General features: G+C 61.3%; 15 protein-coding genes and 3 pseudogenes. 9 read left to right on the top strand and 9 right to left on the bottom strand.

The annotated features are described in order from the left end of the window. The first annotated feature begins 2 nt into the window (after window positions 1-2). Genes NKH73_RS30890 through NKH73_RS30870 form a run of 5 tightly spaced genes read left to right on the top strand, consistent with a single transcriptional unit; the run spans window position 3 to window position 7,361 of the window. Entirely contained in the window at window positions 3-1,505 is a 1,503-nt protein-coding gene (locus NKH73_RS30890; RefSeq protein ID WP_031214256.1) for a sugar ABC transporter ATP-binding protein, read from the top strand. Continuing rightward, window positions 1,502-2,476 (top strand): ABC transporter permease, encoded by a 975-nt coding sequence (locus NKH73_RS30885; RefSeq protein WP_352938940.1) that lies wholly within the window; start codon window positions 1,502-1,504, stop codon window positions 2,474-2,476. The genes NKH73_RS30890 and NKH73_RS30885 overlap by 4 nt, the downstream gene beginning before the upstream one ends. After that, window positions 2,469-3,458 carry an ABC transporter permease gene (locus NKH73_RS30880; protein WP_352938938.1) on the top strand — a complete coding sequence of 330 codons (990 nt, stop codon included), beginning with the start codon at window positions 2,469-2,471 and terminating at the stop codon, window positions 3,456-3,458. Before NKH73_RS30885 ends, NKH73_RS30880 begins: the two co-directional genes overlap by 8 nt. Window positions 3,459-3,474: 16 nt before the next feature. Next, window positions 3,475-5,535 (top strand): hydantoinase/oxoprolinase family protein, encoded by a 2,061-nt coding sequence (locus tag NKH73_RS30875; RefSeq protein WP_352938935.1) that lies wholly within the window; start codon window positions 3,475-3,477, stop codon window positions 5,533-5,535. A 32-nt stretch (window positions 5,536-5,567) separates the two neighbouring features. After that, a complete protein-coding gene (locus NKH73_RS30870) occupies window positions 5,568-7,361 on the top strand; it encodes a hydantoinase B/oxoprolinase family protein (protein ID WP_352842087.1) in 1,794 nt (597 codons plus the stop codon). Window positions 7,362-7,405: 44 nt separating this feature from the next. On the opposite strand, the gene NKH73_RS30865 is transcribed toward NKH73_RS30870, so the two are convergent. From NKH73_RS30865 to NKH73_RS30850, 4 genes are all read right to left on the bottom strand, one after another. Next, window positions 7,406-8,089: a GntR family transcriptional regulator gene (locus tag NKH73_RS30865; RefSeq protein WP_023737066.1), complete on the bottom strand. Its 684-nt coding sequence runs from the start codon at window positions 8,087-8,089 to the stop codon at window positions 7,406-7,408. 88 nt (window positions 8,090-8,177) lie between these two features. After that, window positions 8,178-9,491 carry an aspartate aminotransferase family protein gene (locus tag NKH73_RS30860; protein WP_352938932.1) on the bottom strand — a complete coding sequence of 438 codons (1,314 nt, stop codon included), beginning with the start codon at window positions 9,489-9,491 and terminating at the stop codon, window positions 8,178-8,180. Between the two features lie 36 nt (window positions 9,492-9,527). Further along, window positions 9,528-10,508, bottom strand: coding sequence for a transketolase family protein (locus NKH73_RS30855; protein ID WP_352621993.1), 981 nt, complete (start codon window positions 10,506-10,508; stop codon window positions 9,528-9,530). Further along, window positions 10,505-11,386 (bottom strand): transketolase, encoded by an 882-nt coding sequence (locus NKH73_RS30850; protein WP_352842081.1) that lies wholly within the window; start codon window positions 11,384-11,386, stop codon window positions 10,505-10,507. Before NKH73_RS30850 ends, NKH73_RS30855 begins: the two co-directional genes overlap by 4 nt. 97 nt (window positions 11,387-11,483) lie before the next feature. Between NKH73_RS30850 and NKH73_RS30845 the strand changes: the two genes are divergently transcribed. Then, on the top strand, window positions 11,484-12,863 hold the full coding sequence (locus NKH73_RS30845) for an aminotransferase (RefSeq protein ID WP_352842079.1): 1,380 nt from the start codon (window positions 11,484-11,486) through the stop codon (window positions 12,861-12,863). Window positions 12,864-12,986: 123 nt separating this feature from the next. Further along, window positions 12,987-14,438: pseudogene (locus tag NKH73_RS30840) on the top strand (NAD-dependent succinate-semialdehyde dehydrogenase); the annotation flags it as partial. A 117-nt stretch (window positions 14,439-14,555) separates the two neighbouring features. Here the strand turns inward: NKH73_RS30840 and NKH73_RS30835 are convergent. Together NKH73_RS30835 and NKH73_RS30830 are read right to left on the bottom strand one after the other, a co-directional pair. Next, window positions 14,556-14,975 (bottom strand): Fic family protein, encoded by a 420-nt coding sequence (locus tag NKH73_RS30835; RefSeq protein ID WP_352938929.1) that lies wholly within the window; start codon window positions 14,973-14,975, stop codon window positions 14,556-14,558. 23 nt (window positions 14,976-14,998) lie between these two features. Continuing rightward, window positions 14,999-15,253: a Fic family protein gene (locus NKH73_RS30830; RefSeq protein WP_352622003.1), complete on the bottom strand. Its 255-nt coding sequence runs from the start codon at window positions 15,251-15,253 to the stop codon at window positions 14,999-15,001. 149 nt (window positions 15,254-15,402) lie between these two features. On the opposite strand from NKH73_RS30830, the gene NKH73_RS30825 reads away from it, so the two are divergent. Both NKH73_RS30825 and NKH73_RS30820 read left to right on the top strand, forming a co-directional pair. Continuing rightward, entirely contained in the window at window positions 15,403-15,561 is a 159-nt protein-coding gene (locus NKH73_RS30825) for a hypothetical protein (protein WP_352938927.1), read from the top strand. A gap of 3 nt (window positions 15,562-15,564) precedes the next feature. Further along, window positions 15,565-15,968 (top strand): annotated as a pseudogene (locus NKH73_RS30820) (coproporphyrinogen III oxidase); the annotation flags it as partial. Between the two features lie 863 nt (window positions 15,969-16,831). On the opposite strand, the gene NKH73_RS30815 reads toward NKH73_RS30820, so the two are convergent. The 3 genes and pseudogenes from NKH73_RS30815 to NKH73_RS30805 all read right to left on the bottom strand — a co-directional run bounded on the left by NKH73_RS30815 (window position 16,832) and on the right by NKH73_RS30805 (window position 24,132). Further along, a complete protein-coding gene (locus NKH73_RS30815) occupies window positions 16,832-19,366 on the bottom strand; it encodes a two-component system VirA-like sensor kinase (RefSeq protein WP_352843058.1) in 2,535 nt (844 codons plus the stop codon). 699 nt (window positions 19,367-20,065) lie between these two features. Continuing rightward, window positions 20,066-20,296, bottom strand: a pseudogene (locus NKH73_RS30810) (type IV secretion system ATPase VirD4); the annotation flags it as partial. A 773-nt stretch (window positions 20,297-21,069) separates the two neighbouring features. Next, window positions 21,070-24,132 (bottom strand): Ulp1 family isopeptidase, encoded by a 3,063-nt coding sequence (locus NKH73_RS30805; RefSeq protein ID WP_502894152.1) that lies wholly within the window; start codon window positions 24,130-24,132, stop codon window positions 21,070-21,072. Between the last annotated feature and the right edge of the window lie 2 nt (window positions 24,133-24,134).

Below are 24,134 nucleotides of genomic sequence, written 5' to 3'. Positions count from 1 at the left end.
CGATGCTTGAACTTACGGGTATGACGAAGCGTTTCGGGGGGGTGGTGGCGCTTGACGGCGTCGATTTCACGCTGCTGAGCGGTGAGGTCCATGCCCTTCTCGGCGAAAACGGCGCCGGAAAGTCGACGCTCATCAATCTGATAGCTGGAACCTACGGCTGGACCGAAGGCTCTTGCCGTATCGACGGCCAAACCGTTTCCGCGCTGACCCCACAGAAATCCCGCGATGCCGGGGTGGCGGCTGTGTTCCAGGAATTCAGTCTTGTCCCCGACCTCACGGTCGAGGAGAACCTGTTTCTTGGACGCGAGATCAAGGGAAGGCTTTTCCTAAATCGGCGCGCGATGCGTGCCCGCGCGGAAGAACGCTTCCGCGACGTTGGCTTTCACGTCGAGCTGGACAGCAAGATCGAAACGCTGACCCGGGCGCAAAAGCAGATGGTCGAGATTGCCAAGGGCATGCTTTCGGATGCCAAGATACTCATCCTCGACGAACCGACCGCGTCGCTTACCGACGGTGAAGCAGAAAAACTGTTCGCCGCAATCGCGGGCCTCAAGGCGCGGGGCGTCGGCATCATCTATGTGTCGCATCGCATGGCCGAGATCCGTCGGCTCGCGGACCGTGTCACGGTCTTGCGAGGAGGGCGCAAGATCGACACAGTGGCCATCGCCGCGGCATCGGACGCGACCCTGATCGAGATGATGGTCGGCCAGCCGGTCGAACGACTTTATCCATCAATTAGCCAGCGCCCCGCCGAAATCGTGCTGGCGACCAGGGGGATCAGTGTCTCCGGCACCCTATCCGATGCCTCCATCGTGGTCAGAGCTGGCGAAATCGTCGGCCTGGCGGGCCTGGTTGGCTGCGGTCGTAGCGAACTTTGCCGAGCCGTATTCGGCCTGGAGCGTGTGACGTCCGGTGAGATCGAACTCCATGGCGAGGTGGTCAGAGCGCCAGTGCCGCACAGCATGTTGCGTGCTGGACTTTGTTACTACCCGGCCGATCGCGGCGCCGAGGGACTGGCGCTTGGCCGGCCAGGCCGCGAGAATGTGACCATGGCCGCGCTCGACGACCCGAGACTGTCCCAGGCCGGACTGCTCAAGTTCTGGCGCGAGCGCCGGGCGATAGCCGCGCCGTTGAAGACACTGGGTCTACGACCGATGGCGCCGGAACGCGCGGCGTCGTCGTTTTCGGGAGGAAACCAGCAGAAACTCGTGCTGGCGCGCGGTCTGATGCGTCCTGTCTCGGTCCATATTTTCGATGAACCGACGGTCGGCATCGACGTGGGCGCTAAAAGCGAGGTCTACAGGCTTATGAAAAGCCTGGTCGAGAATGGCGCGGCTATTCTGCTGTCATCGTCCGAACTGCCAGAGCTCGTTCACCTGGCCAACCGCGTCTATGTCATGCGCGAAGGGCGCATAGTCGCCGAACTCAAAGCCGACGGCATCACCGAGGCCACTGTGCTGCGTCACTATTTCGACGCCGAAACCGGCGCCACGGAGGCAGCATGAGCCCTGACACGCTGCGGCGCCGTTTTCTGGAAACCGGCGGGATCGTCATCCTGCTTCTGGTCGCGGTTGCGGCCGCGGCCGCGATCATCGAACCGCGTTTTCTGAACCGCCTGAACATCCTCAACGTCCTGCGCAATTTCTCCCTCCTGGCGGTTCCGGCGATCGGTCAGATGATCGTCATGACCACCGGCGGTTTTGATCTGTCGGTCGGCGCCACCATGGCCTTGGCGTCCGTGGTCACGGCCGCGGCGATGGCCGCGATGCCCGATGCGCATGGGCTCCAGCTGCTGATGCCGGTAGCGCTGGCCTTGGCCTGCGGCGCCTGTGTTGGCCTGGTAAACGGCACGCTGGTGGCGCGCCTTTCCCTATCACCTTTCATGGTGACATTGGCATCGTTGTCGATCGTCGCGGGACTTACGCTCTATTACACGCAGGGTATCCCGATCTATGGCGTTTCCGACGCCTTCGTCTATGCCATCGGGCGAGGGCAGGTGCTTGGCCTGCCGCCGGCCTTGCTGCTGGCGATCGTGGTGATCGCCATCGCCATCATTCTGCAGCGTCGGACCGCGCTCGGGCGCCACTTCTACGCCGTCGGCGGCAACGTCGGCGCCGCCCGACTGTCGGGAGTGCGCACACACCGTGTGTTGATTACCGCCTATGTGCTCTCCGGTCTCCTGGCCGCACTCACCGGCGTGCTGATCACCGCCCGTATCGGTTCCGGCCAGTCGACGATCGGCGGGACGCTCGGACTGGAGACGATCGCCGCGGCGGTGATCGGCGGCGTTTCATTGCGCGGCGGCTCAGGCCGCGCCGAGAACGTCGCCATGGCGGCGCTGTGCCTGGCGATCATCGCCAATGCGATGAACCTCACGCAGATCGACAGCAAATTCCAGACGCTGGTGCTTGGTTCGGTGCTCATCGGCGCACTGGCTTTCGACCGAATTGTTCAGGGGAGGCGGGCCAATGTCTGATCGTCCAGACATGGCGGCTCCGGTTGTTCTTGACCGCGCTCGCCCGGACATCCGCCAGTTCGCGTCGCAGGCCAAGCTGCCGGGGCTCGTATTCCTGGCCCTGCTGGGTCTCGGTCTGCTCGACCCGCGCATTGTTTCAAGCGGCAATCTCTGGAACGTCGCGATCCAGACGAGTTATCTCGCACTGTTTGCCATGGCGCAGACCATGGTGCTGCTGACGCGCGGCTTCGACCTGTCGCTTGGCTTTACCGTCTCGCTCGTCAGCGTCATATCGGCGATGGTGATGACCGGAAGCGGCGATATGCCCATCCTGTGGGGGATCGCCGCTGGCCTTGGCGTCGGGCTGCTGATCGGCGGGCTGAACGGCGTCCTCATCGCCGGTATCGGCATCAATCCACTGGTGACGACGCTCGGCATGGCCAACATTGTCATGGCACTGGCGTCAACCGTCAGCGGCGGCTTTCCCGTGCCGGGCGTTCCCGAAGCCTTTACGGACGCCTTGGCGGAGGGACGGCTGATCGGCATTCCGGTGCCTATCCTCTTCGCCGCGCTGTGTTTCGCACTGCTGTTCCTGGTCCTGCGCTTCACCGTGTTCGGGCGCGGCCTGTATCTCATCGGCGCCAACCCTCGCGCGGCGAAGGCGGCGGGCGTTCGCACCGGACGCGTCGTTGCGATCGACTACGTGGTCTGCTCGCTGCTGGCCGCGATTGGCGCCATGCTGCTCACCGCGCGGACCGGATCGGGCGAGCCCAATCTCGGCGGCAACCTGACCCTGGAATCGATAGCGGCGGCGGTGGTCGGTGGCGTGCGCCTCACCGGCGGAGAGGGAGGCGTCACCGCGGCTCTGCTCGGTGCCCTGTTCATCACGGTCATTTCCAACGCCATGAACCTCATGCAGGTCGACGGCTATCTGCAGCAGGTTCTTTTGGGCCTCATCATTCTGGCCAGCCTGATACTGGGCCGCGATTACAAGAAACGCTAACAGCTTCGGACCTTAAATGGCTTATCAAGTCTGCATCGACATCGGCGGAACCTTCACCGATTGCCTGATTTCCGAGCCCGGTGGGAAAATCTCGATCTTCAAATCGCCCACCACGCCCGGCGAATTCGAGAAGGGATTCATCAACGTGCTGCACGTGGCGGCGGCCGGATACGGGCTCGATCCCGCGACGTTCATGACCAAGATCGACTTGATCGTACACGGCTCGACCGTCTCGACCAACGCGCTGGTCGAGCGCAAGACCGTCAAGGTCGGATTGATCCTCAACGAAGGACATCAGGACATCCTCGTCCTGCGCGAGGGGCCGCGCAAGGGCGCCTTCCAGTGGCGGCTCGACTATCCCGAGCCCTATGTCCCGCGCCACCTGACGAAGACGGCGCGGGGCCGCGTCGATGCGCGCGGGCGGGAGCTCACGCCTCTGTCGAGATCCGATGTCGAGGCGGCGATAGCCGACTTCCGGCGCTATGGGGTCGAAGCGATAGCGGTCGGTCTGCTTTGGTCGGTCGTCAATCCCATCCATGAAACAACGGTGCGCGATATCATCGCGCAGGCATGGCCGGAGATCCCGGTGACGCTTAGCCATGAAGTCAATCCGATGTCGCGCGAGTACAAGCGCATCATCGCGGCCGCTATCGACGCGTCGATCAATCCGATCGTGCGCACCTACATCGAGGACTTGCGGCAAGCACTTTCGCAGGCGGGTTTCCAGGGCGAGCTGCTGCTCGCCAACTGCGTCGGTGGAATGATGCCTCCCGCCGAGATGCTGCGGCGGCCAATCTACAGCGTCATGTCGGGGCCGACGCTGGCGCCGATGGCCGCGCTGGCGCTGAGCGACGAAGCCAACGTCATCGTCGGTGACATGGGCGGCACCACCTTCGACGTCTCGGCTTTGCGTGACCACCAGATCATCGTCACCCCGGACAGCATGATCCACGACGACTCGCTGGGGATCGCGAAAGTCGATGTGAGATCGGTTGGCGCCGGCGGCGGGTCGATTGCCTGGGTCGACGATGGCGGCCTGCTTCGTGTCGGGCCGCAAAGCGCTGGCGCGCGGCCGGGGCCGGCATGCTACGGAGCGGGCGGCACCGCGCCGACGGTCACCGACGCCAATGTCGTGCTCGGCATCATTGACCCGGATTATTTTCTCGGCGGCCGGATCAAGATCAGCCGCGATCTGGCCGAGAAAGCGGTCGCGAGCATCGCGACGCGGCTCGGCATCCCGCTGCTCGACGCGGCTTACGCCATCCAGACCACCAGCAACCACAACATGGTCGGGGCCATCGAGGAAATCACCATTCGCGAGGGCATAAACCCACGCGACAGTTTCTTTGTCTGCGGCGGCGGCGCGACCGCCATCCACATCGCCGAGATGGCCGACATATTGGGCTTGAAACGCTACATGATCCCGCGCTTCATGGCCGGGCTGAGCGCGTTCGGCGGGTTGATCTCGGATATCACGCGCGAGGAAAGCGCGGTTTTTCTGACCTCGACCCGGCGCTTCGACGCCGCGGGCGTCTCCGACATCCTGGCGCGGTTGAAGGTGTCGGGCGAGGCATTCCTCGAACAGGCCGGCGTAGAGCCAGATCTCCGGCGTTTCGAGTTCTCCTTTCTTGGTCGCTACGAGTACCAATCCTGGGAAATCGAGGTCCATTTCGAGGCCAATGAGGCGCGCCTCGAAGCGGAAAAACTCCCAAGTCTCGTCGAAGCGTTTCATCAGATGCACGAACGCATCTATTCGATCAGATCCGACCGCGACATTGTCGAATTCACCAACTGGAAGCTGCGCGCGGTGGGCAAGCGGGCCAATCAGGATGCTTGGAAGGATTTCAGGCTGGCCGACCAGGCGACGGCGCCGGTCGCCAAGACCCATCGGTCAGCTTATTTGCACGAAACCCGGCGGACGAGCTCTCTGCCTGTCTACGACATGGACCAGCTGGGCGCGGGGGCGGCGCTTGATGGGCCATGCCTGGTGGAGGCGACGACGTTCACCGCCTTCCTGAAGGACGGACATCGCGGGCGCGTCGACCCGCAAGGCAACATTGTCGTGACAGTCGATTGAGACTCAAACCTTCCCGAACAAGGCATCGTAAAATGAATTCACCTGTCATTCGCCTGGAGACGCCAACGCGCCGCGTCGATCCGTTCCTGATGTCGGTTCTCAAAAGCCGGTTCGAGGCGGTGGTGCGGGAAATGACGCTGGTCGTGATGCGGGCCAGCCGCTCAGCGGTGATCAAGAACGCCCGCGACCTGAGCTGTGCGATCCTGACCTATGATCACCGCCTCGTTTCCACCGAGGACGCGCTGCCGATCCACGTCATGTCGATGGATCTGGCGACCCGTCCGATAACGGAGTTGTTCGACGATATCGCCGACGGCGACATCTTCCTCAACAACTGCCCATACACTGGCGGCACCCATCATGCCGACCTGATCATGGCGATGCCGATCTTTTTCGACGGCAAGCCGCTGTTCTGGGCCGTGGCGCTTTCCCATCACGCCGATACTGGCGCGCCGACACCTTCGACCTATCTGCCATTTGCCAAGAACGTTTATGAGGAAGGGATCCACTTTCCCTGCGTGCGTGTGGTCGAACAGCACCGGGAGAAGCAGGACATCCTGCGCATCGGCATGATGCGCAACCGTGTTCCAGACATCTGGCTGGGCGACGTGAGAGCCCAGATCGGCGCCTGCAGGACCGGTCGACGCCGTCTCTTGGAACTGCTTGAAAAATACGGCCGCGACACGCTGCTGGATTTTGTCGAGGACTGGTTCGACTACGGTGCGCGTCGCGCCATGGCCGAAATCGCCAAATTGCCGAAGGGCAAGTTCTCCTACGAGGTCCGCCATGACCCGGTCCCCGGCGTGGCGGAGGAGGGCATCCCGGTCCGGATCACCATCGATGTCGACCCTGAAGCCGGCGAGATCACGGTCGACGTGCGTGACAACATGGATAATGTCCCTGGCGGTCTCAACCTGTCGGAAAACACCTGCACGGGCTCGTGCCGCATTGGCGTCTTCAACAATCTCGACGACGGCATCCCGCACAACGAGGGCGCCAAGAGCCGGATCAAGGTGTTGATGCGGGAGGGAAGCGTGGTCGGCAAACCCCGCTACCCCGTAGGCACCTCGGTGGCGACCACCAATGTCAACGACCGCTTGATCATCGCCGGCAATTGCGTGTTCTCGACCATGGGAGAACCCTATGGCCAGGCCGAGAGCGGCTCGCACCTGCCGGCGGGGATCGGCGTGATTTCAGGCAAGGACCCGTTCAAGGATGGGCAGCCCTACGTCAACCAGGTCTTCATTGGCTACGCCGGCGGCGGCGCGCGTCACGGCTATGACGGCTGGTTGACATATTGCGGGCCGGCGAATGGCGGCCTGATTGCGCTGGATTCCGTCGAGGTGGACGAATCCATGTATCCCATCATCATTGAATCGCGCGGTGTGGTGGCGGACACGCAAGGCATTGGCGAGTTCGAGGGCGCTCCCGCGGTGGGCGGTGTCTTCTATCCCGTCGACCACGAGATGACACTGGTCTATTCGGCCGATGGCACAACCTTTCCGCCGCGTGGCGTGCTCGGCGGCGGTGACGCCAAAGCCAGTCGCAGCGCCAAGCGCGGCACGGACGGCAAGCTGGTGGAATTGCCGGCGTTCCATGAGGAGGCGTGTCGCGCCGGCGAGCGCATTGAGTTCGTCGCCTGCGGCGGCGGCGGCTATGGCGACCCGACCAAGCGCGATGTCCGCCGTGTCGCGGCCAGCGTTGGTCGCGGCTGGCTGACGAGCGAAGCGGCTCGCCAATCCTACAAGGTGGCCCTGGTGCTGGACGCCGAGCAGGGCGTCTGGGTCGTCGACCAGGATGCCACCGCGCGCCTTCGGGCGGCCTGAGCCAGCGCGAAGAGAGGTCGCCAGCAAATGACCGGCGGCTTGGATCACGCCCGCTTGGCGGCCGCGTCCTGCTCGTCGAAATACCGCAACAGGTTCATGCCACCGCGCACGATGTCGCGTTCGATCGCCTTACGCGCCACCTTCTTGTTGCGGGTCCGGAACGCTTCGATCAGCGTCTCGTGCTCCTCCGCGCCGATGTAATCGTTCTCGGCCTGCAGATAATACACGTTAAGGATAGGGCCCATCGAGACCCACAGGCTTTCGATCTGGGCGATCAGCATATCCATCTTGGACAGGCGGTAGACGCCGAAGTGGAATTCACGATTGGCGCGACGGGCGCGGTCAGCATCGCCGGACGTTTCGCCGGCCACGAAATCGCGATGGATCTCGACCAGTTTTGCAATGTCCTTCTCCGAAACATGCTCGACAGCGAGTTCGGCGGCTAGTCCCTCGAGCGCGATGCGAATGAGCCGGACCTGCCAGTAACGCGACCGGGTCAGCTCTGGAACGGTGATGAACCGCCCTGACCGCAGTTCCAGCGCCTGCTCGCTGACGAGCCTGAAACAGGCCTCGCGCACAGGCGTGACGCTGGTGCCCAGCCGTTGCGCCAGATCCTGCATCAACAGCCTTTCACCGGGCCGGAAATTGCCCGCGATCAGGGCTTCGCGCAGCGAAATATAGGTTCTCGCCGACAGACTGCCTTGCTCGATTGGCTGCATCGTGCTCATGGTCCACCGCTGCAATCTTGGCCGCACCGAATCGGCAACGGATAGTGCGAGACGCTCTTATATCCTATAAGTCCGTTGCGAAACATGGCTAGGAGCTGGCGGGTTTCCCAGCGGAGAGCTTGCGCAGGATTGTCTCGATGACATCCAGTGACTTCTCAATCGTGGCCCGGTCATGGCTCCCTGACAGGTAGAGACGCTTGAGCGGAAGCGGCTGAGCGATCAGCCGGTTCGCCACCATCTCCTTGCGGAATGCGAGATCGAAGACATCGTCGTTGCGCAGCAAGTCCTGGTAGTCGCGGTACGGACCGCTGAGGAAATAGATCAGCCAGACCGAGCCAAACCCGGCGCTCTGCGCGGGCAGGCCGAGGCGATCGATAATGTCATCCAGCTCCGTCCGCATGAAAGCGCCAAGGGCGAAAAGACGGTCGTAGAAGCCTGGTTTCGACAATTCGTCGATCGTCGCCTGCATGGCGGCGAGCGTCGACGGTGTCCCGTTGAATGTACCGCCCATGAATACGGATCCTTCGCCGGTCCTACCGACAAGCTCCATGAGATCGCGACGACCGGCCACCACGCCAACGGGATAGCCTGAGGAAGCCGCCTTGCCGAAGGTGGCGAGATCAGGCGTGACGCCGGCGATCGATTGATATCCGCCGAGCGCGTGGCGAAAGCCGGTGATGACCTCGTCGAAGATCAGCACGACGCCATGATCGTTGGCCAGGCGACGCAGGTCGCGCAGGAAAACATCCGTCGCCATCACCGACCCCATATTGTGAGCGATTGGCTCGATGATGATCGCCGCGACCTCGCCCGGATTGGCCTTGAGATAATCCTCGACGGCGCCGGCATCGTTGTAAGGCAGCACGATGGTGTGACGGGCGGCATCATCGAGGATGCCAGCACTGATGGGATCGTACTTGCCGATCGCCTGCGCGTGCGACTGCACGTTCATGGCGACATAGTCGTGCCAGCCGTGATAGCCGCCTTGGAACTTGATGATGCGCTTGCGACCGGTGGCGGCACGGGCAAGGCGCAGGGCGTGATAGGTCGCCTCCGATCCGGAATTGCAGAAGGCGACGAGATCCGCGCAAGGGATGCAGTCGACCAGCGCCTCCGCCACCTCGATCTCTAGCCGCATCGTTCCCGCGCCGACAAGATCGATGTCCTGGGAGACCGCACCGATGCGTTCACGCACCGCCGGATGACAGTGGCCAAGCACATTGGCGCCGAAGCCGCAGTGGAAGTCGGTGTACTGGTGTCCATCGACGTCGTAGAGAAACGCACCCTGCGCCCGGGCAAATACATGCGGCGCGCCGAGCCTGCGGCTCGGGCTGAGCAATCCGCCCGGCATCACCGCACCGGCGCGCTCAATGAGTCGGGCGGTGTTATTCTGATCGGTCATCGCAATGTCCGTGCATGGCTATGGTTGTCCGCCGGCTCAGCCGAGGGCTTCAAGAACGGTGGCCTCGATTCCCGCCGCGTCCAGCCGGTAGTGCTTGTAGAGATGCGTTGGCGGCGCAATCAGGCTGTATTCGTCGCGGATGCCATGGCGTATCAACCGTGCCGGGCTGCCCGCCTCCGCCAGGATTTCCGCCACGGCGCCGCCCAGACCGCCCAGGATATTGTGTTCCTCGATGGTTAGAATGAAGCGGGAGTGAGCCGCGGCCGAGAGCACTGCCTTCGTATCCAGTGGCTTCACCGTATGCATGTCGATCAGTCCGACGGATTTGCCCGCCGCGCGCAGCGCGCGGTAAGCCTCCCTTGAGGGATGAACCATCGAGCCACAGGCGATGATGGTCAGGTCCGATCCTTCGCCGTGAACGATCGCCTTGCCGAACTGGAAGTCGACGCCGTCGTCTTCATAGACCAGCGGTTCCTGGCCGCGGCCAATGCGGAAGTAGATTGGCTGGGCATGATTGACAGACGCCTTGACGGCGGCCGCCAGTTGCGGGCCGTCAGCCGGCGCGACGACCGTGAGGTCGGCGATGCTTCGCATGATGGCAAGATCTTCCGTCGCATGGTGGGAGGTCCCGTAGAAGCCGAGTGAAATACCGGCATGATGACCGATCAGCCGCACCGGCAGCGCCGAATAGGCGACGTCGGTTCTGATCTGTTCGCAGCACAGCAGCGCCAGGAAAGAAGCGAATGTAGCGACGAACGGCATGGCGCCGGTGCTGGCCATGCCGGCAGCAGCCGAAACCATGTTCTGCTCGGAAATGCCAAATTGCGTGAAGCGTTCGGGAAAGCGCTGCGCGAACCGCACCAGCCCGTTCGAATATTGCAGGTCGGCCGTACCGGCCACGACCGGATGACCCTCTTCGACGAGCTCGATGAGCGCATTGGCCAGATAACTCAGGCCAGGCGCGCGCGCGTTGATCTGGCGGTACTGCCAGGAGTTGGTATCGATCGGGCCATTCATTGTGTTTTGCCTCCCCGCTTGATCTCTTTGGCGGCCAAGGCCTCGTCCGATGGTGCGAGATAGCCCAGATGCCAGCCGGGTTCGGTTTCCATGTAGCCAACGCCCTTGCCTTTGGAGGTCTTGGCAATGATGCAGACGGGCCGGGTGCGATCAGCCTCGGCCTTCAACTGTCGCAGCAGCGTCGCGAGCGCGACGACGTCATGACCGTCGACCTCGTGCACCTGCCAGCCGAACGCCGCCCATTTGTCGGCCAACGGCTCGATGCCGATGATGTCCTCGACCTGACCGTCGAGCTGGTATCCGTTGCGGTCGACGATGGCGATCAGATTGCCGGCCTTATGGTGGGCGGCGGACAGCGCCGCTTCCCAGACCTGGCCCTCCTGCATCTCGCCGTCGCCGAGCAGGACATAGACGTCGAAGCGCCGGTCTGCCGCACGGGCGCCGAGCACCATACCGAGACCGCCGGACAAGGCATGACCGATCGACCCGGAGCTGAAGTCGACGCCGGGCACCTTGCGCATGTCGGGATGATCGCCGAGCGGATTGCCGAGCCGGGTATAGCCATCAAGGACGTCCTTGGAGAAAAAGCCCCAGTCGACCAGCAGCGGGTAAAGGCCGACCGCGGCGTGTCCCTTGCCCATCAGGAAGCGGTCGCGGTCCGGCCATTGCGGCTCGCCGCGCCTCAGCCGCATCGCATCGTAGTAGAGCGTGGCGAATATTTCCGCACAGGAAAACACTGACGAATAATGCCCAACCTTGGCGATCTGGATGAGGCGCAGCGTCTCGAGCCGTACGAACTCTGCCCTGTCGCGCAACAGGGCGATCCGCTCCGCGTCGGGTCGTAAGGCCATATCTGATGGGGTGGGTGGCTTGGGCATTGAGCGCGACTCCGAGGATCATTTTTTCTCGACAACTTATAAGTTATAAGATATTCCTCGCCGAAGCAACCGCCTATCTGGTCGCAAGGAGATTTTGATGAACAACGAATCGCGCGTGCTGGACATGGCCAGGCACTTTCATTCCCAAACCGATCCACGCCTGCATGAGGATCATGGTCCGTTGACGATCGTGGCCGGCGAAGGCGCGACCGTCACGGATGACGCGGGCAACCGCTACATCGAGGGCATGGGCGGACTCTGGTGCGCCTCGCTTGGCTTCAGCGACAGCCGGCTGGCTGTCGCTGCTGACCGCCAGATGCGCAAGCTCGCCGTCTACCACACCTTCAACCACCGCTCGAACGAGCCCACCGTCGAACTCGTCGAGCAGCTTACCGCGTTGGCGCCGTTCGACCACGCGCGCGTCTTTCTGGTCGGCTCCGGTTCGGAAGCCAATGATACGATGATCAAGCTCGCCTGGTATTACCAGGCGGCGCGGGGGCGTCCGGAGAAACGCAAGATCATCAGTAGGTTTGGCGCCTTCCACGGCAGTACAATCATGGGCGCGGCGCTGAGTGGCCTGCCGCACATGCACAAGTCCTTCAACCTGCCGCCGCTTCCCGTCATATTCGCGGCGCGACCGTTCCATTATCTCGATGGTCTGCCGGGCGAGGCGGAGCATGACTACGCCACGCGCCTGGCCCGGGAACTTGAGGCCCTGATCCTTTGTGAGGGGCCAGAGACCATCGCCGCGATGATCGCCGAGCCGATCATGGGCGCCGGCGGCGTGCTGGTACCGCCGGAGGGTTATTTTCCAAAGGTTCAGGCGGTGCTGCGCAAATACGACATCCTCATGCTGTCCGACGAAGTGGTCTGCGGCTTCGGACGCACCGGAAACTGGTTCGGTAGCCAGACTTTTGGCATGGAACCGGACATGCTGTCGGTCGCCAAGGGGCTTTCATCCGGTCATCTGCCCATTGGCGGCGTCATTATCTCCGACAAGGTCTACCAGTGCGTCGCCGATGAGGCCCACAAGGTCGGCGTGTTCGGCCACGGTTTCACCTATTCCGGCCATCCGGTGACAGCCGCCGTCGCCGCCGAGGCGATCAGGATCTACCGCGAGATCGATCTCGTGAGCCAGGCGCGCCGTCTCGGCGATTATCTGCATGCAGCGCTCGCGGACGCGCTCAACGACCATACACTGGTCGGCGAGGTCCGCGGCCGCGGTTTTATAGCGGGGATCCAGATCGTCGAGGATCGCGCCACCCGTCGCGCCTTTGCGCCGGAGCTGCGAATTGGCACCGATGTCGAGCGGCGGTGCCGCGAGCACGGAGTCATGATCCGCAACATGGGCGACGTGCTGGCAATCTGCCCGCCCTACGTCATCGCCCCTAAAGAGATCGATTACATGGTTGATGGCATTCGCGCGGCTCTTGATGATACCGCGGCGGCCCATGCGCGGACTGACCAGTCGGCATGAACCCGCCCGGCGAGGCGGCGAGACATCGCTGGAGCGGCCGGCCGCGCGAAAGGCGCTTGGGCAAGCGGGAGCCGCAGCCAGCATACAGGATCCTGATTGTCTTATCCGAACGGAGGCCAGACCATGCTTCAGAAAACCAGCCATTTCATGCGCCAGGCCAATCTCATAAACGGCGAGTGGGTGCAGGCCGATAGCGGCCAGACGGTCGACGTCAACAATCCGGCCACCGGCCTCAAGATCGGCACCGTGCCGAAGTCGGGCAAGGCCGAGACCCGCCGCGCCATCGAAGCCGCCGCAGAAGCTTTCAAGACCTGGCGCAAGACGACCGCGCTCGAGCGCTCGAAGCTGCTGCGCAAGCTGCATGACGCGATGATGGACAATCAGGACGTGTTGGCCGAACTGCTCACCATCGAGCAGGGCAAGTCGCTGTTCGAATCGAAGGGCGAGATCGGCTCGGCCGCGGCCTATATCCTCTGGTTCGCCGAGGAAGGCCGCCGCACCTACGGCGATGTCGTGCCCTCACCATGGGCGGACCGCCGCATCCTGGTGACCAAGGAGCCCGTCGGCGTCATTGCCGCCATCACGCCATGGAATTTACCGTCCTCGATGCTGGCCCGCAAACTCGGCCCGGCGCTCGCCGCCGGCTGCACCGCAGTGGTCAAGCCGGCCTCGCAGACGCCATATTCGGGCCTCGCCTGGGGTGCGCTCGCAGAGGAGGTCGGCTTCCCCAAGGGCGTCGTCAACATCCTGACCGGTTCGGCAAGCGAGATCGGCGACGAGATCTGCGCCAATCCGCTGGTGTCGAAGATCACCTTCACCGGATCGACCGAAGTCGGCAAGCTTCTCATCCAGAAGTCGTCGGTCACCGTCAAGAAAGTGTCGATGGAACTCGGCGGCAACGCGCCGTTCATTGTCTTCGATGACGCCGACCTCGGGCGTGCGGTCGCCGGTGCGATCACCGCTAAGTATCGCAATTCCGGCCAGACCTGCGTCTGCACCAACCGCTTCCTTGTCCAGGCTGGTGTCTATGACAAGTTCGTCGAGAAGCTCGCTGCCGCCAGCAATGGGCTGAAGGTCGGCTCCGGCCTCGAGGACGGCGTGCAGCAGGGACCGCTGATCGACGAGAAGGCGGTCGAGAAGGTCGAAGAACTGATCGCCGACGCCACATCCAAGGGCGGCAAGATCGTCGCCGGCGGCAAGCGCCATGCACTCGGCGGTTCGTTCTTCCAGCCGACCGTCATTGCCAATGCGACGCCCAAGATGCGCTTCATGAAGGAAGAGATCTTTGGCCCGGTCGCACCGGTGTTCAAGTTCGAGACCGAAGAGGAAGCCATCGCGCTCGCCAACGACACTGAGTTCGGCCTCGCCTGCTATTTCTACACCGGTGATCTCGGCCGCTCCTTCCGCGTGATGGAAGGACTGAAATACGGCATGGTCGGGGTCAATGAAGGCCTCATCTCCACGCCGGAGGCACCGTTTGGCGGCGTCAAGGAATCCGGCCTCGGCAAGGAAGGCGGACATCAGGGCATCGAGGATTACCTCGATACCAAATATGTCTGCATCGGCGGCCTCGGCTCTAGTGCGCCGGCTTTTCCCGCGTCTCAGACGCGGAATGACGAACCCGCCGGTGATCCGGTGAAATCTTTCCGGTTCCGAGGAGAAGTGACCTAAGATCGTGAGCGCCCTATGCTCTTACGTTTCCGGAAAAAGCTTCGGAAACAGCGCGTCCAGAGCGTCCGCCGGAAAGCGTAGGGACACTGGGCCCTTTGGCGTTTCCGACGCCAATAGTCCGAGCGCGATTACGTCATTGAACACTCGACGCGCCGTACGTTCGGGTAGTCCGCTAATACGGGATGCCTCGCCGCGGTCAAACTCACCGCGCGTGAGCGCTTCCTCCACGAGGCGGCCGGCTTCGGGCTTCAGACCACTGCGCTCCACATGCCGATACAGCCGCTTGGCCAACGTGTCGAGATCGAACAGTCCGGTCATGAAGCTCACCTGATCGATACACACCTGCAGGAACCATAAGGTAAAATCGCCGAGTGCGCGTTCGGAGAGGTTGCCACGTCCGTCGAGATCACCCTGGCGGGGCATATCGGCATGATCCATCATGCTCTTGTAATCCGTTCGGCTTTTCACGCCACGTCTCGATCGAAATTTCCGACCAGCGCCCGTTCGATGTCGCGCGGGCGCGTATCGTGGCCTTCGATCAGGTTGCTGTAGTAGGTGTTCATGATGCGCACGAGATCGGCGAGGTTGGCTGCGGTACGCGAGTGCAGGCTTTTGCCCAAAACAGCCGACGTCGCCGACAGCTCTACCAGCGCATCCGAGATAGTTTCGGATACATCGGGTAGGCGTGCCGGTTCGATGCGCTGTACGCTCTCTTCCATATTGGCCGATCTTGGGTTCCGCCAAATGCGCGATTATAAACATAAATTTTCAGTTGACCATATTGTTTGGCCGATCTTCTGGCCGATCGTCGGCATGCGGACTTGCGGGCCTCGGCACTGCCACCGCTGCCAGGCTTGGACACAAATCGATGCTGCCGATGATGATCATGGCCGATGTTCGGCAGGCCTATCGCACTGACAACTATGCACAAACCGTAATTGGGGCAGCCATCTGGCCGATGCTTTGGCCGATCTATGACGATCGGCCGGACTCAGACAGGTTCGAGGTGGAAAACAGGCAGGTTTAAACACGTAACTCGTTGGGCTACTCTGCCGATACCTGCAGAACCCTGATCGGTTTCGGCGCGTCGGCTATCGGCCGCATCGGCCAGGGGTACGTTCAAAACGAAGTTACACGGGATTTCTACATCCGGCACATCGCAGCTGGCCGACTGGCGACATCGAAGGGCCATCGCCTCACAGACGACGACCGCGTGCGAGCCGCAATCATCGAGCGATTAATGTGCGATTTCGAGGCTGACGTGCCGGCAATCTGTGTCGCCCACGGATCTGATTTGATCCGTCTTCAGATGAGCGTTTGGCGATGCTGGCCAAGGACGGGATAGTGGACTTCGAAAACGGTCTTGTCCGCGTACGGCGGGAGCATCGCTTTGGGATTCGCGCTGTTGCTGCCGCATTCGATGCTTTTAGGGATGGCCTTACGTATCCCGCAGGTGAGGGCAAGCACCCAACACGGAAGCTAACACAGGGAGTGTTTTGCCGGAGAGAACGAGCTGCCATCGTGCGGTGCCCGGTTAGTAGTGAAGCGCCGTAAAATGTCGACATAGGCGTTGGTGAACTGGACCGAACGACGAGAACAGCCTATCCAGTGTGTTGTCGGCAGTTAGTTCGAAAGTCTTGCTACACCCGATCCGATGCCTCTCAACGCCGAGGCCGCACCTCCGTGCCGAAGCCGGCCTTCCCAATGGTGGGTCGAGCCGTCGCTTACCCCGTGCTTGCCTCACAGATCCGCGACCGAGAACCCAGCCTCATGCTCCCGCCCTGCCGGGGCCTAGGTCCATCAAGCATGAAAGGAACACGTCGGAACCTGGGATATCGCTTGCCCGGCCGGGCGGCGATAGCCTTGTCGGGGCAGGCGAGGAGCCGTAGCCGATGATGAACGCACTGGAGAAGTCTGGCGTGAATGGGGCGATGATTGTCAAGCTTTGCTCTCGAGTCATTTCGTCAACCAGCTTGCGTGACCGATTGGCGACCATCTCCTCGTCCCGACCTTATATTACCCGTCGCCTGTCGCCGCCAGCGCGCAGTGACTTTTCAAGCATGGAGGCCCGCAGACCCCATCGAGCGGCGACTTGTCCTTGACGGTCACGAGCACGGCGGCAGGTTTGCCGTGGTCGGGGAGCCCTTCCTTGGGCGGAAGCCGACGACAGTGTTCGAGGGGAACTCGCCATGAGCCGGGTGCGCAGAGATCGTCCGACGCTCTTGTATTTGCTGGATCCCAGCCGGCTCCGCCTCCGACTGCCTCGGTAGCTCGGTATCCTGAGCGCGTCGGCGGCATCATGCCATTATCATCCTACGAATTGCATGCTCCATCGTCCTGGACGAGACCGGTTTGGCTAGCCAAAGGACGAAGGTCTGATTACCAGATGTGATCGGCATGGGGTCGCTTCCACCAACGACGATGATGGGCACCGTCATCAGGGTGGTACGTACGGCTTCGGGCTGTCCTGGCCCGAGGAAAGTCGCTTTATCGAAAATTAGGAGGTCGGCTGCCTTCCCGCTCTCGATCCAGTCGCAAAGACTTTCGAAGGTCGCGAAGCCGACAGGCTTATAACCCAGCGCGGCGATCTTATCCTTGTAGATCTCCAACGCTGCTGGATCGGGGTCAACGACTGCAATGATTTCTCCGTTGCCAAGTGATCCATCGCATGGGCCGAAAGCGCTATCAGCTCTGACCTGCTCCTCAGCGCAGGCCGGTAAGTAGAGATCGAAGCGTGTACCTCGGCCAACAGCCGAGGTGACGTCAAGGCATCCTGCGAGCGCGCTCACATGGCGGTCCACTGCAGCAAGACCCAGTCCGGTCCCGCCGACGCGAGAGCGCGTGGTAAAAAAGGGCTCAAAGATATGCGGAAGCACCGAACTTGCGATTCCTTGGCCATCGTCGCTGATGGAGAGGAGAACGTAATCTCCCGGTTTCAAGGTGCCCTTAGCCACGGGCTTCGTTTGACAGACGTGAGCGCGAGAAACGCTAATCTCGACACGGCCCTCATTCAAGAGAGCCTCCGACGCGTTCTTGCATAGATTCATAAGGATCTGCTGTATCTCGGTCGGGCTGCCCTCGATCACCGTTTGCCACTCGTTGATCTTGAAGTTCAACTGAACATCCGCACGAAGTGTAACCCGCAGCAATGGCGCGAGATCCATTACACTCTCCGAGACGTCGAAAGGCATCGTCACCCGCTTCCGATTTCGGCTTAGTGACAAAATTTGATCAATAATCAGTTTGGCTCGGTTGCTGGCCAAGATAATTTGGCCGATGTGGCCCCGAATTCTCGAGGGGCGGCGCACAAGACCTTTAGCCATCTCTGCGTAGCCGACTATTGCTCCTAGAACATTATTGAATTCATGTGTAACGCCGCTTGCGATTGTGCCGACAGCCGTCAGCCTTTCCGCATGCTCCCATCGACTCTCAAAAAGGTTACGTTCCGTGTGTACACGTTGCATTTCAAGATGGTTGCCTAAACGCACAGTAGCGCTCGCCAGAACCAGGAGGTCGTCTGTGGAGGGTGGTGAGCGATCTCCTTCAAAAACAAGGATACAAACCGCAGCCTGCTGATCGGAGGCCCTGCAACCAACAATTTGACAAACACCGGTAGTGCCTACGGCAGTCCGAACCACTTCCGACGCCGGAACGACGCGAAACACTGGCTGTTCCGGGTGTACAAGTGAGACGACTTCATGGATTAGCGTGGCGTTCCAGACGCGCATGCGCTTGTTGGCGACAAAGTACTCGGTATTCCTGCTGATACTCGGATCCACCAGAGCAAGCGCGCATTGATCCGCATCGAAAACGCATTGAATGAGTCTAAGCGCTGCTTCGGTGGAGAAGCGCCGCGAAGCCTTCGTTGCTTGACTGTCGATGAAACAAGCTTCGATCTCACTCATCGCCGCTTCAAGCTCTAACCGCCTTTCCAACCGGTTCGTCCGCACATGCAGCGTGGAGGCTCGAATGGTCGCAAACAAGCAGAGGCATATGGACACCAAGCCAAAGAAAAGTCGTGTACGCTGCGCTTGCGCGCTAGCGAAGCTGTAGGCTTTCAGGTGTTCTCGCTCCAATTCGGCAGCCTTGGCGAACGTGTCGAAGGATGGGATCCGATTGACAGCGCGGTCCAACCTCAACATTGAGGACAGGATAGCGCGGCCCTCGCGGGCAACATCCTCCGTGACTTGGTCCTGGCTAGGAGGAAGTCGGCGGAGAGACTGATCGATTTGTAATGCGAGGCTGAATCCCGGTCTGGCCGAAAATTGAAGGATCAGATTGGAAAATTCAGGCCTGTTCGACACTCCCCCCCGAAGGCGATTAGCCGAGCGAGCAAAGCGTACGAGAGAGCTTTGCAGAAGCTCATTTTGCGCGGCCGAGGCCGAGATGGCAGCTTCTGTGTTTTCGAGGGACTTTTTGAGCTGTGCAACCAACCTGGAGTGCACCCCGGAGCTCTCATTGGGCGAAATCTCAACAAGGCGTTGGTAGTTTTGAAGGTTCTTTTTTAATGCTTGCCCGGTAGAAGCAACGGAACGGAAGTCCAATACCATGTCGGCGCGGGCGACGTCTCGCTGGAGCAATGCGTAGTTGATCTGAATCGTCCGCAGTTCGCTTAGGACCGCCTCGTTGATCTGGGGGTCTTGCCACTGTATCGCGACCAAGAGCGCAACCGAGGCCACTAGGGCCATTACAGAAGCTTTGTCAGTACTGAGCCATTTTTCCCAAACGAACGGCGTTTGATCCGCGGTGCGTGCCTTGCGAAGGTCCGATTTGAATTCTAGCTCCCCATCGCGTCGGTGTGCGGCCGGATGCTGCTGGAACAGGAAAGCCAAGTGTACCTCTCCCCTCAAATAGGCGGTGTAGACACCGTTGCACTCTGCCCCCATGGCCCGCTGACCTTCCATTGATTCGCGGGCGTTTCGACCTCGACGGCGAGGCGGCAGCACAAGGCGGGCAACTGATCGCAGTTTTCGGAACTGGTCTTCCGAGAGATCATCGAAGGGGCATACAAGCGCACGCCTGCAGCAGCCGAGGATGATACCGGTCGGTCAAACGCAACTGGCGAGGGCCGGATCTGCTGTTGGCTGGCAGCTAACACTGGCGAGGCGGCGGCCTCAACTCCGGCGTGCCTAGAGCCGGCTGCTGCGAAAGCGTCCGACACGCTTCCCTTGGGGTCATCCCGTCCAGCGGGCATCCTTGGATTGCTGAAAAAAGACGAGGCGGCTTGATGATCCTGCCCTCGCTGAAGCACCTCGCGAAACCCCTGTTCCAGTCGCAGAAGCTCCTCTGGACCGGTAGGCGGCTCGTCAGCTCGACCATCGAACAGCGGCCGGAGCGCCTCGGACACGTGTTGCTCAAAGCCCACTCGCCGGGCCTGGACCGCTTGCCCGTCTTCCAAGCCGGCGTCCTGCACCTGCGACAAAGCTGTTACACGGGATGGATTACTATTTCGCGGGTTCATACCTAGCCTCACAAAGTCCTGCGCCAATCCACGCAGCGGCTCATCGAGTTGATTCTGTGGAGAGCCCCCCGTCTGCTTTCGTCAAGGGCGTCGGCTCCGGGAGGGCGCCTGTCTGGCTTTCAAAGATGCGTTTCAGAATGCGATCCGAAAAATATCGCACCTTCCTCAATTTTAATGGTGGCAGACCTTGATGAGATTACTCGTCATTGAGCAGCCGCAACGCCTGGCTGTAGGAAATCGATTGGGCTTGAAATGTGAATCCACCGATAGCTTTGGAAATGTAGTTCGGAGTCTCGTCATCTACCTCGATGTTCCTAGAAGCGCGCCGGCAGCCCGGGCGGGGGGCTTGGGGTTAGACTGCCGGCGCACGCCACTCAGAAAGAGCGGCCTCTTTTCGCGGTTCGGACACCCATAGTCAACCCGGCAACGTCTGGATGCCCGCTGTGCTTTTTGCAGAGCGGCGATGCCGGGCATATTGGCCGATCCTGTCTAGGATGGTGTGGCCACTCTCGTCGGCCGAGTTGATGCTCCAGCCAGTATCGCCTTGCCGACCAGCATGAGTTCGCCGTTAGCAATCCATCGTTGCGAGCCGAGACCGAGGTAAAAAGCGCGTGTTATCGACTATGTAGCTGACGCTCCCGCTGACGCCTTCGAGTGCGCACGCTATGCCCCGTTCGCACCCTCTTGTGAATAGTACTGCGCCATGCACCTGAAACCGCCTCCTGGGGCCAGGCTTGCTGATTCAACACGATTGATCCGACGTCAAGGGAAGCGGTTTCGAGGTGCCGCAGCCCGTACATGATGATGGCCGCCGCGGGGGCCTCGCGGACTTCGAGAACCTTTTCACCGGTTGAGATGTGTTCGAGCCCGGTTGCTGACATACTGGCTCTTGCGGATGCTGATCGACTTCAGTGCTCGTCGCGATGCCGCAAGCGATTTTTTCGCGGCAAATGACTTTCCGAAAAGTTTGCGACAGAACCCGCCGACGCCGCTCTCATCGAAGCGGAGGAGGCTCAGCGGCCTCCCCTGTCCGACAATTTGCGTCGGTTTGCGATTTGACCCCAGCCATGGAGCTCAACGCCCCGCGTCGGAGCGCTCCCTGCTTCTGAAGGAAGCCATTAGGTCCGCTCGGGCTTGATCGGAGGCTTGGCTGATGGACGTCGTGGTTGCTTCGCTCAGTTGCCGACCCATGGCGCGGCTTTGCGGATTATCAGTCCTCTGCCTCTTCGCCGGTCTCAACAGCGCTGTGTAATGTTCATTGTTTATGATGACGCCCCCGCTGTTCACGAGGTTGCTCCTGTCAAGTGTACTCGTCAGTCCGTCCTGGGCCTCGCGCTTCTTGCCCAAGTGCCGTTCAAACGGCGCTGGCGCGACTTGTTGAGCTCGAGAGATGGGTCCCTGCTCTCCTGCTTGGCCATGAGCTTGTGCCGCGGTCTGCGCAGCGGCGTCCCCAATGGCACGAGCCTCCATGCCGACTGCGTCTTCCCGACGAGCAGCAAGGGCAATTTTGCGCCCGGGTGCGAACTTCCGGAGATGAGCTAGTGCACTGATCCCAGCGGAGTTCATATAGCGCTTGGCATCTTCATCCAGCGACCCCTCGTGAAGCCGATCCGCAATCCGCGGCTTTTTGTTTTCAACCAGGCATTGACTGAAACGTCTAAGAGCAGACCCATAGACCTGAATGGTACTGGGATTCGGCCCGGTCGCAGGCGCTCCCTTGTACTCTTTGATGAGAGCCGCTGTGTACTCTCTGATGAGCGCGGCGTCGGCAGGGTCGGGATTCAGGACAGCGCGGCCCAGCACTGGCGCTCCGCCCGCCCACGTTTTGAGACGACCCAGTGACCCAGCCACGTCCGAGGAGCCACTCTTGCGCTGGTACTCCTTGAGATCCGGATCCAGCGACTCCTCGTGAAGCCGAGCGGCAAATCCCGGCTTGTTGTTTTTAAAGAGCCAATGACCAAAGCCGAGAAGAGAATCTACATGGCGCTTGACCGTGCTCTCCTGGACCTTACCGGCATAGAGTGCTGACCTCAGCCCTTCGACAACGGTCGCATCGTTGGAATAAAGAGGACGCTTGTCGTGACCGGAGACCACTATTGGAGGATCTGGCTGCACCGCCGCCGGCACAGAACGAGCATGGTCACGCAACTCGACCGGTGCGGGATTCAGATCAACCACTGACGAATCCGGTGCATGATGATGGCGCGCCGTTGAGTGACCCGGCTGCAGCACCGAGGCACCTAGCATCGACCCACTGCCTCCGGCGTACGGCGCCGCGGCGTGTTCTTGTCCGCTCCCTTGCATCATGGGCTGCGCTTCCCATGGCAATGCACCCACTTGATGGGTGGGGGCCTGCATCAGCACGCGAGCGCCTGAATTGCCGATCTCGCTCAGCTGCGGCTCAGTGGCAACGTCCTGCAGACGACTGTTCGGGGTCCTTTGCCTCTTCGCTGGTCTCAACTCCGCTGTATCATGCTCACGGTTGATGAGGACCTCCTCGCTTGGTAGCCGGTTGCTCCTGTCCTGTGCAGCGATCCGCTCGTCCAGCGCGCGCTGGTCGCCGTGGCGCCCGCTCAGGGGACGAAAGGACCCTGCGGGATCCGAGGCTTGGTGATGGGGCCCAGTTGGCACGAAAGACGATGGCAGAACAGCGGCGTCTTCATTAGCTTCCCCAGGGGGGAGATTCTTCGGCCAACTGAATGTCTCCTGCGGCCCGCTGCGCTGCGCAGCGGCGTCCCCCTTGCTCTCAAGACTTTGAAATTTAAATGGGTCCCCGGGAGCAACGTCTGGCGCTGACTGGCCGAGCCGCTTGATCTGCTGGGGAAACGTCCCAACGGGGCTTTCCTTAACCGCGTCTCGGGCCTGTCGGTCCATGAGTTCAAAGTTCGTGAGATTATTTGCCGTTCCGAATGTATCGTCACCCCTGAGGCGGGTTTGTAGTGCCTGCCGATTGACGACGAGGTTGTTGAGGTTCACGTCTGGCAGGTCTGGCTGCCATCTTTGCAATCGCCCAACCAGCGCCCGCGTGCCGTCCACCACGTGGACTCCGCAATCCACCTCGTTTCTCTGCTGGGCGATGCGGGGTGAGTCCACGCGGGTCTCCAGGCTGACGCCCAGATTTTTTGCGAGCTTTTTTGCAAGCGGGTCATGCCATCCGCTGACGGAGTCATAATGATAGGCAACCGGCCGTTCCCGGTCGCTGCGATCAACGAACAGCAGCGACCAATGTTTGCCGCGCTCCGCAAGAGTCTTACCGCCATCGCTCACTGGCACGAACAGGAAGTCGGCTGTGTCGTTACCGTTCTGATTATGGACGATGCGCTGGAATGCGGTTAGCCTGTCGCTCTCGGAGCCCAAGCGCAGATGATAATTGGCTACGAGGGGATCCACGAACCGCGTCCGGGCGGCGAGATCTGGATTGTTCCCCTGCAACTCCTGCTCCAGGAGCTGGTAATCCCTCTGGATATGTTCGTCGCCTAGCAATTCCAATGCGCCGAGCACCCGCCCGTCTTTAGCTTTCCCAGGGGGCTTCTCTGGCCGACCCAATGCCTCCTGCGGCCCGCTGCGCTGCGCAGCGGCGTCCCCAATGGCACGAGCCTCCATGCCGACTGCGTCTTCCGGACGAGCAGCAAGGGCAATTTCGCGCCCGAGTTCGGGCTTCCGGAGATGAGCTAGTGCACTGATCCCACCGGAGTTCACATAGCGCTTGGCATCTTCATCCAGCGACCCCTCGTGAAGCCGATCCGCAATCCCCGGCTTGTTGTTTTCATGCAGGTATTCACTGAAACGTCTAGGAGCAGATCCATAGGTCTGAATGGTACCGGGATTCGGCCCGGTCGGCGCTGCCTTGTACTCTCTGATGGGAGCCGCTGTGTAATCTCTGATGAGCGCGGCGTCGGCAGGGTCGGGATTCCGGACAGCGGCGCGGTCCAGCACTGGCGCTCCGCCCGCCCACGTCTTGAGATGACCCACTGCTCTAGCCACGTCCGAGGAGCCGCTCTTGCTCTCGTACTCCTTGAGATCCGGATCCAGCGACTCCTCGTGAAGCCGAGCAGCAAATCCCGGCCTGTTATTATCAAAGAGCCAACGACCAAAGCCGAGAAGAGAATTTACATGGCGCTTGACCGTGCTCTCCAATG

Origin of the sequence: Mesorhizobium sp. M0938 (assembly GCF_040319125.1) — a bacterium.
In the GTDB taxonomy this organism is placed as follows: Bacteria; Pseudomonadota; Alphaproteobacteria; order Rhizobiales; family Rhizobiaceae; genus Mesorhizobium; species Mesorhizobium robiniae.
This window is presented reverse-complemented; position numbering and strand designations above follow the sequence as displayed.

Bases quoted from the DNA above. Each gene is read 5' to 3' on its own strand.
- NKH73_RS30890 (WP_031214256.1), top strand. From the start codon at position 3: ATGCTTGAACTTACGGGTATGACGAAGCGTTTCGGGGGGGTGGTGGCG.
- NKH73_RS30885 (WP_352938940.1), top strand. From the start codon at position 1,502: ATGAGCCCTGACACGCTGCGGCGCCGTTTTCTGGAAACCGGCGGGATC.
- NKH73_RS30880 (WP_352938938.1), top strand. From the start codon at position 2,469: ATGTCTGATCGTCCAGACATGGCGGCTCCGGTTGTTCTTGACCGCGCT.
- NKH73_RS30875 (WP_352938935.1), top strand. From the start codon at position 3,475: ATGGCTTATCAAGTCTGCATCGACATCGGCGGAACCTTCACCGATTGC.
- NKH73_RS30870 (WP_352842087.1), top strand. From the start codon at position 5,568: ATGAATTCACCTGTCATTCGCCTGGAGACGCCAACGCGCCGCGTCGAT.
- NKH73_RS30865 (WP_023737066.1), bottom strand. From the start codon at position 8,089: ATGAGCACGATGCAGCCAATCGAGCAAGGCAGTCTGTCGGCGAGAACC.
- NKH73_RS30860 (WP_352938932.1), bottom strand. From the start codon at position 9,491: ATGACCGATCAGAATAACACCGCCCGACTCATTGAGCGCGCCGGTGCG.
- NKH73_RS30855 (WP_352621993.1), bottom strand. From the start codon at position 10,508: ATGAATGGCCCGATCGATACCAACTCCTGGCAGTACCGCCAGATCAAC.
- NKH73_RS30850 (WP_352842081.1), bottom strand. From the start codon at position 11,386: ATGCCCAAGCCACCCACCCCATCAGATATGGCCTTACGACCCGACGCG.
- NKH73_RS30845 (WP_352842079.1), top strand. From the start codon at position 11,484: ATGAACAACGAATCGCGCGTGCTGGACATGGCCAGGCACTTTCATTCC.
- NKH73_RS30835 (WP_352938929.1), bottom strand. From the start codon at position 14,975: ATGATGGATCATGCCGATATGCCCCGCCAGGGTGATCTCGACGGACGT.
- NKH73_RS30830 (WP_352622003.1), bottom strand. From the start codon at position 15,253: ATGGAAGAGAGCGTACAGCGCATCGAACCGGCACGCCTACCCGATGTA.
- NKH73_RS30825 (WP_352938927.1), top strand. From the start codon at position 15,403: ATGCTGCCGATGATGATCATGGCCGATGTTCGGCAGGCCTATCGCACT.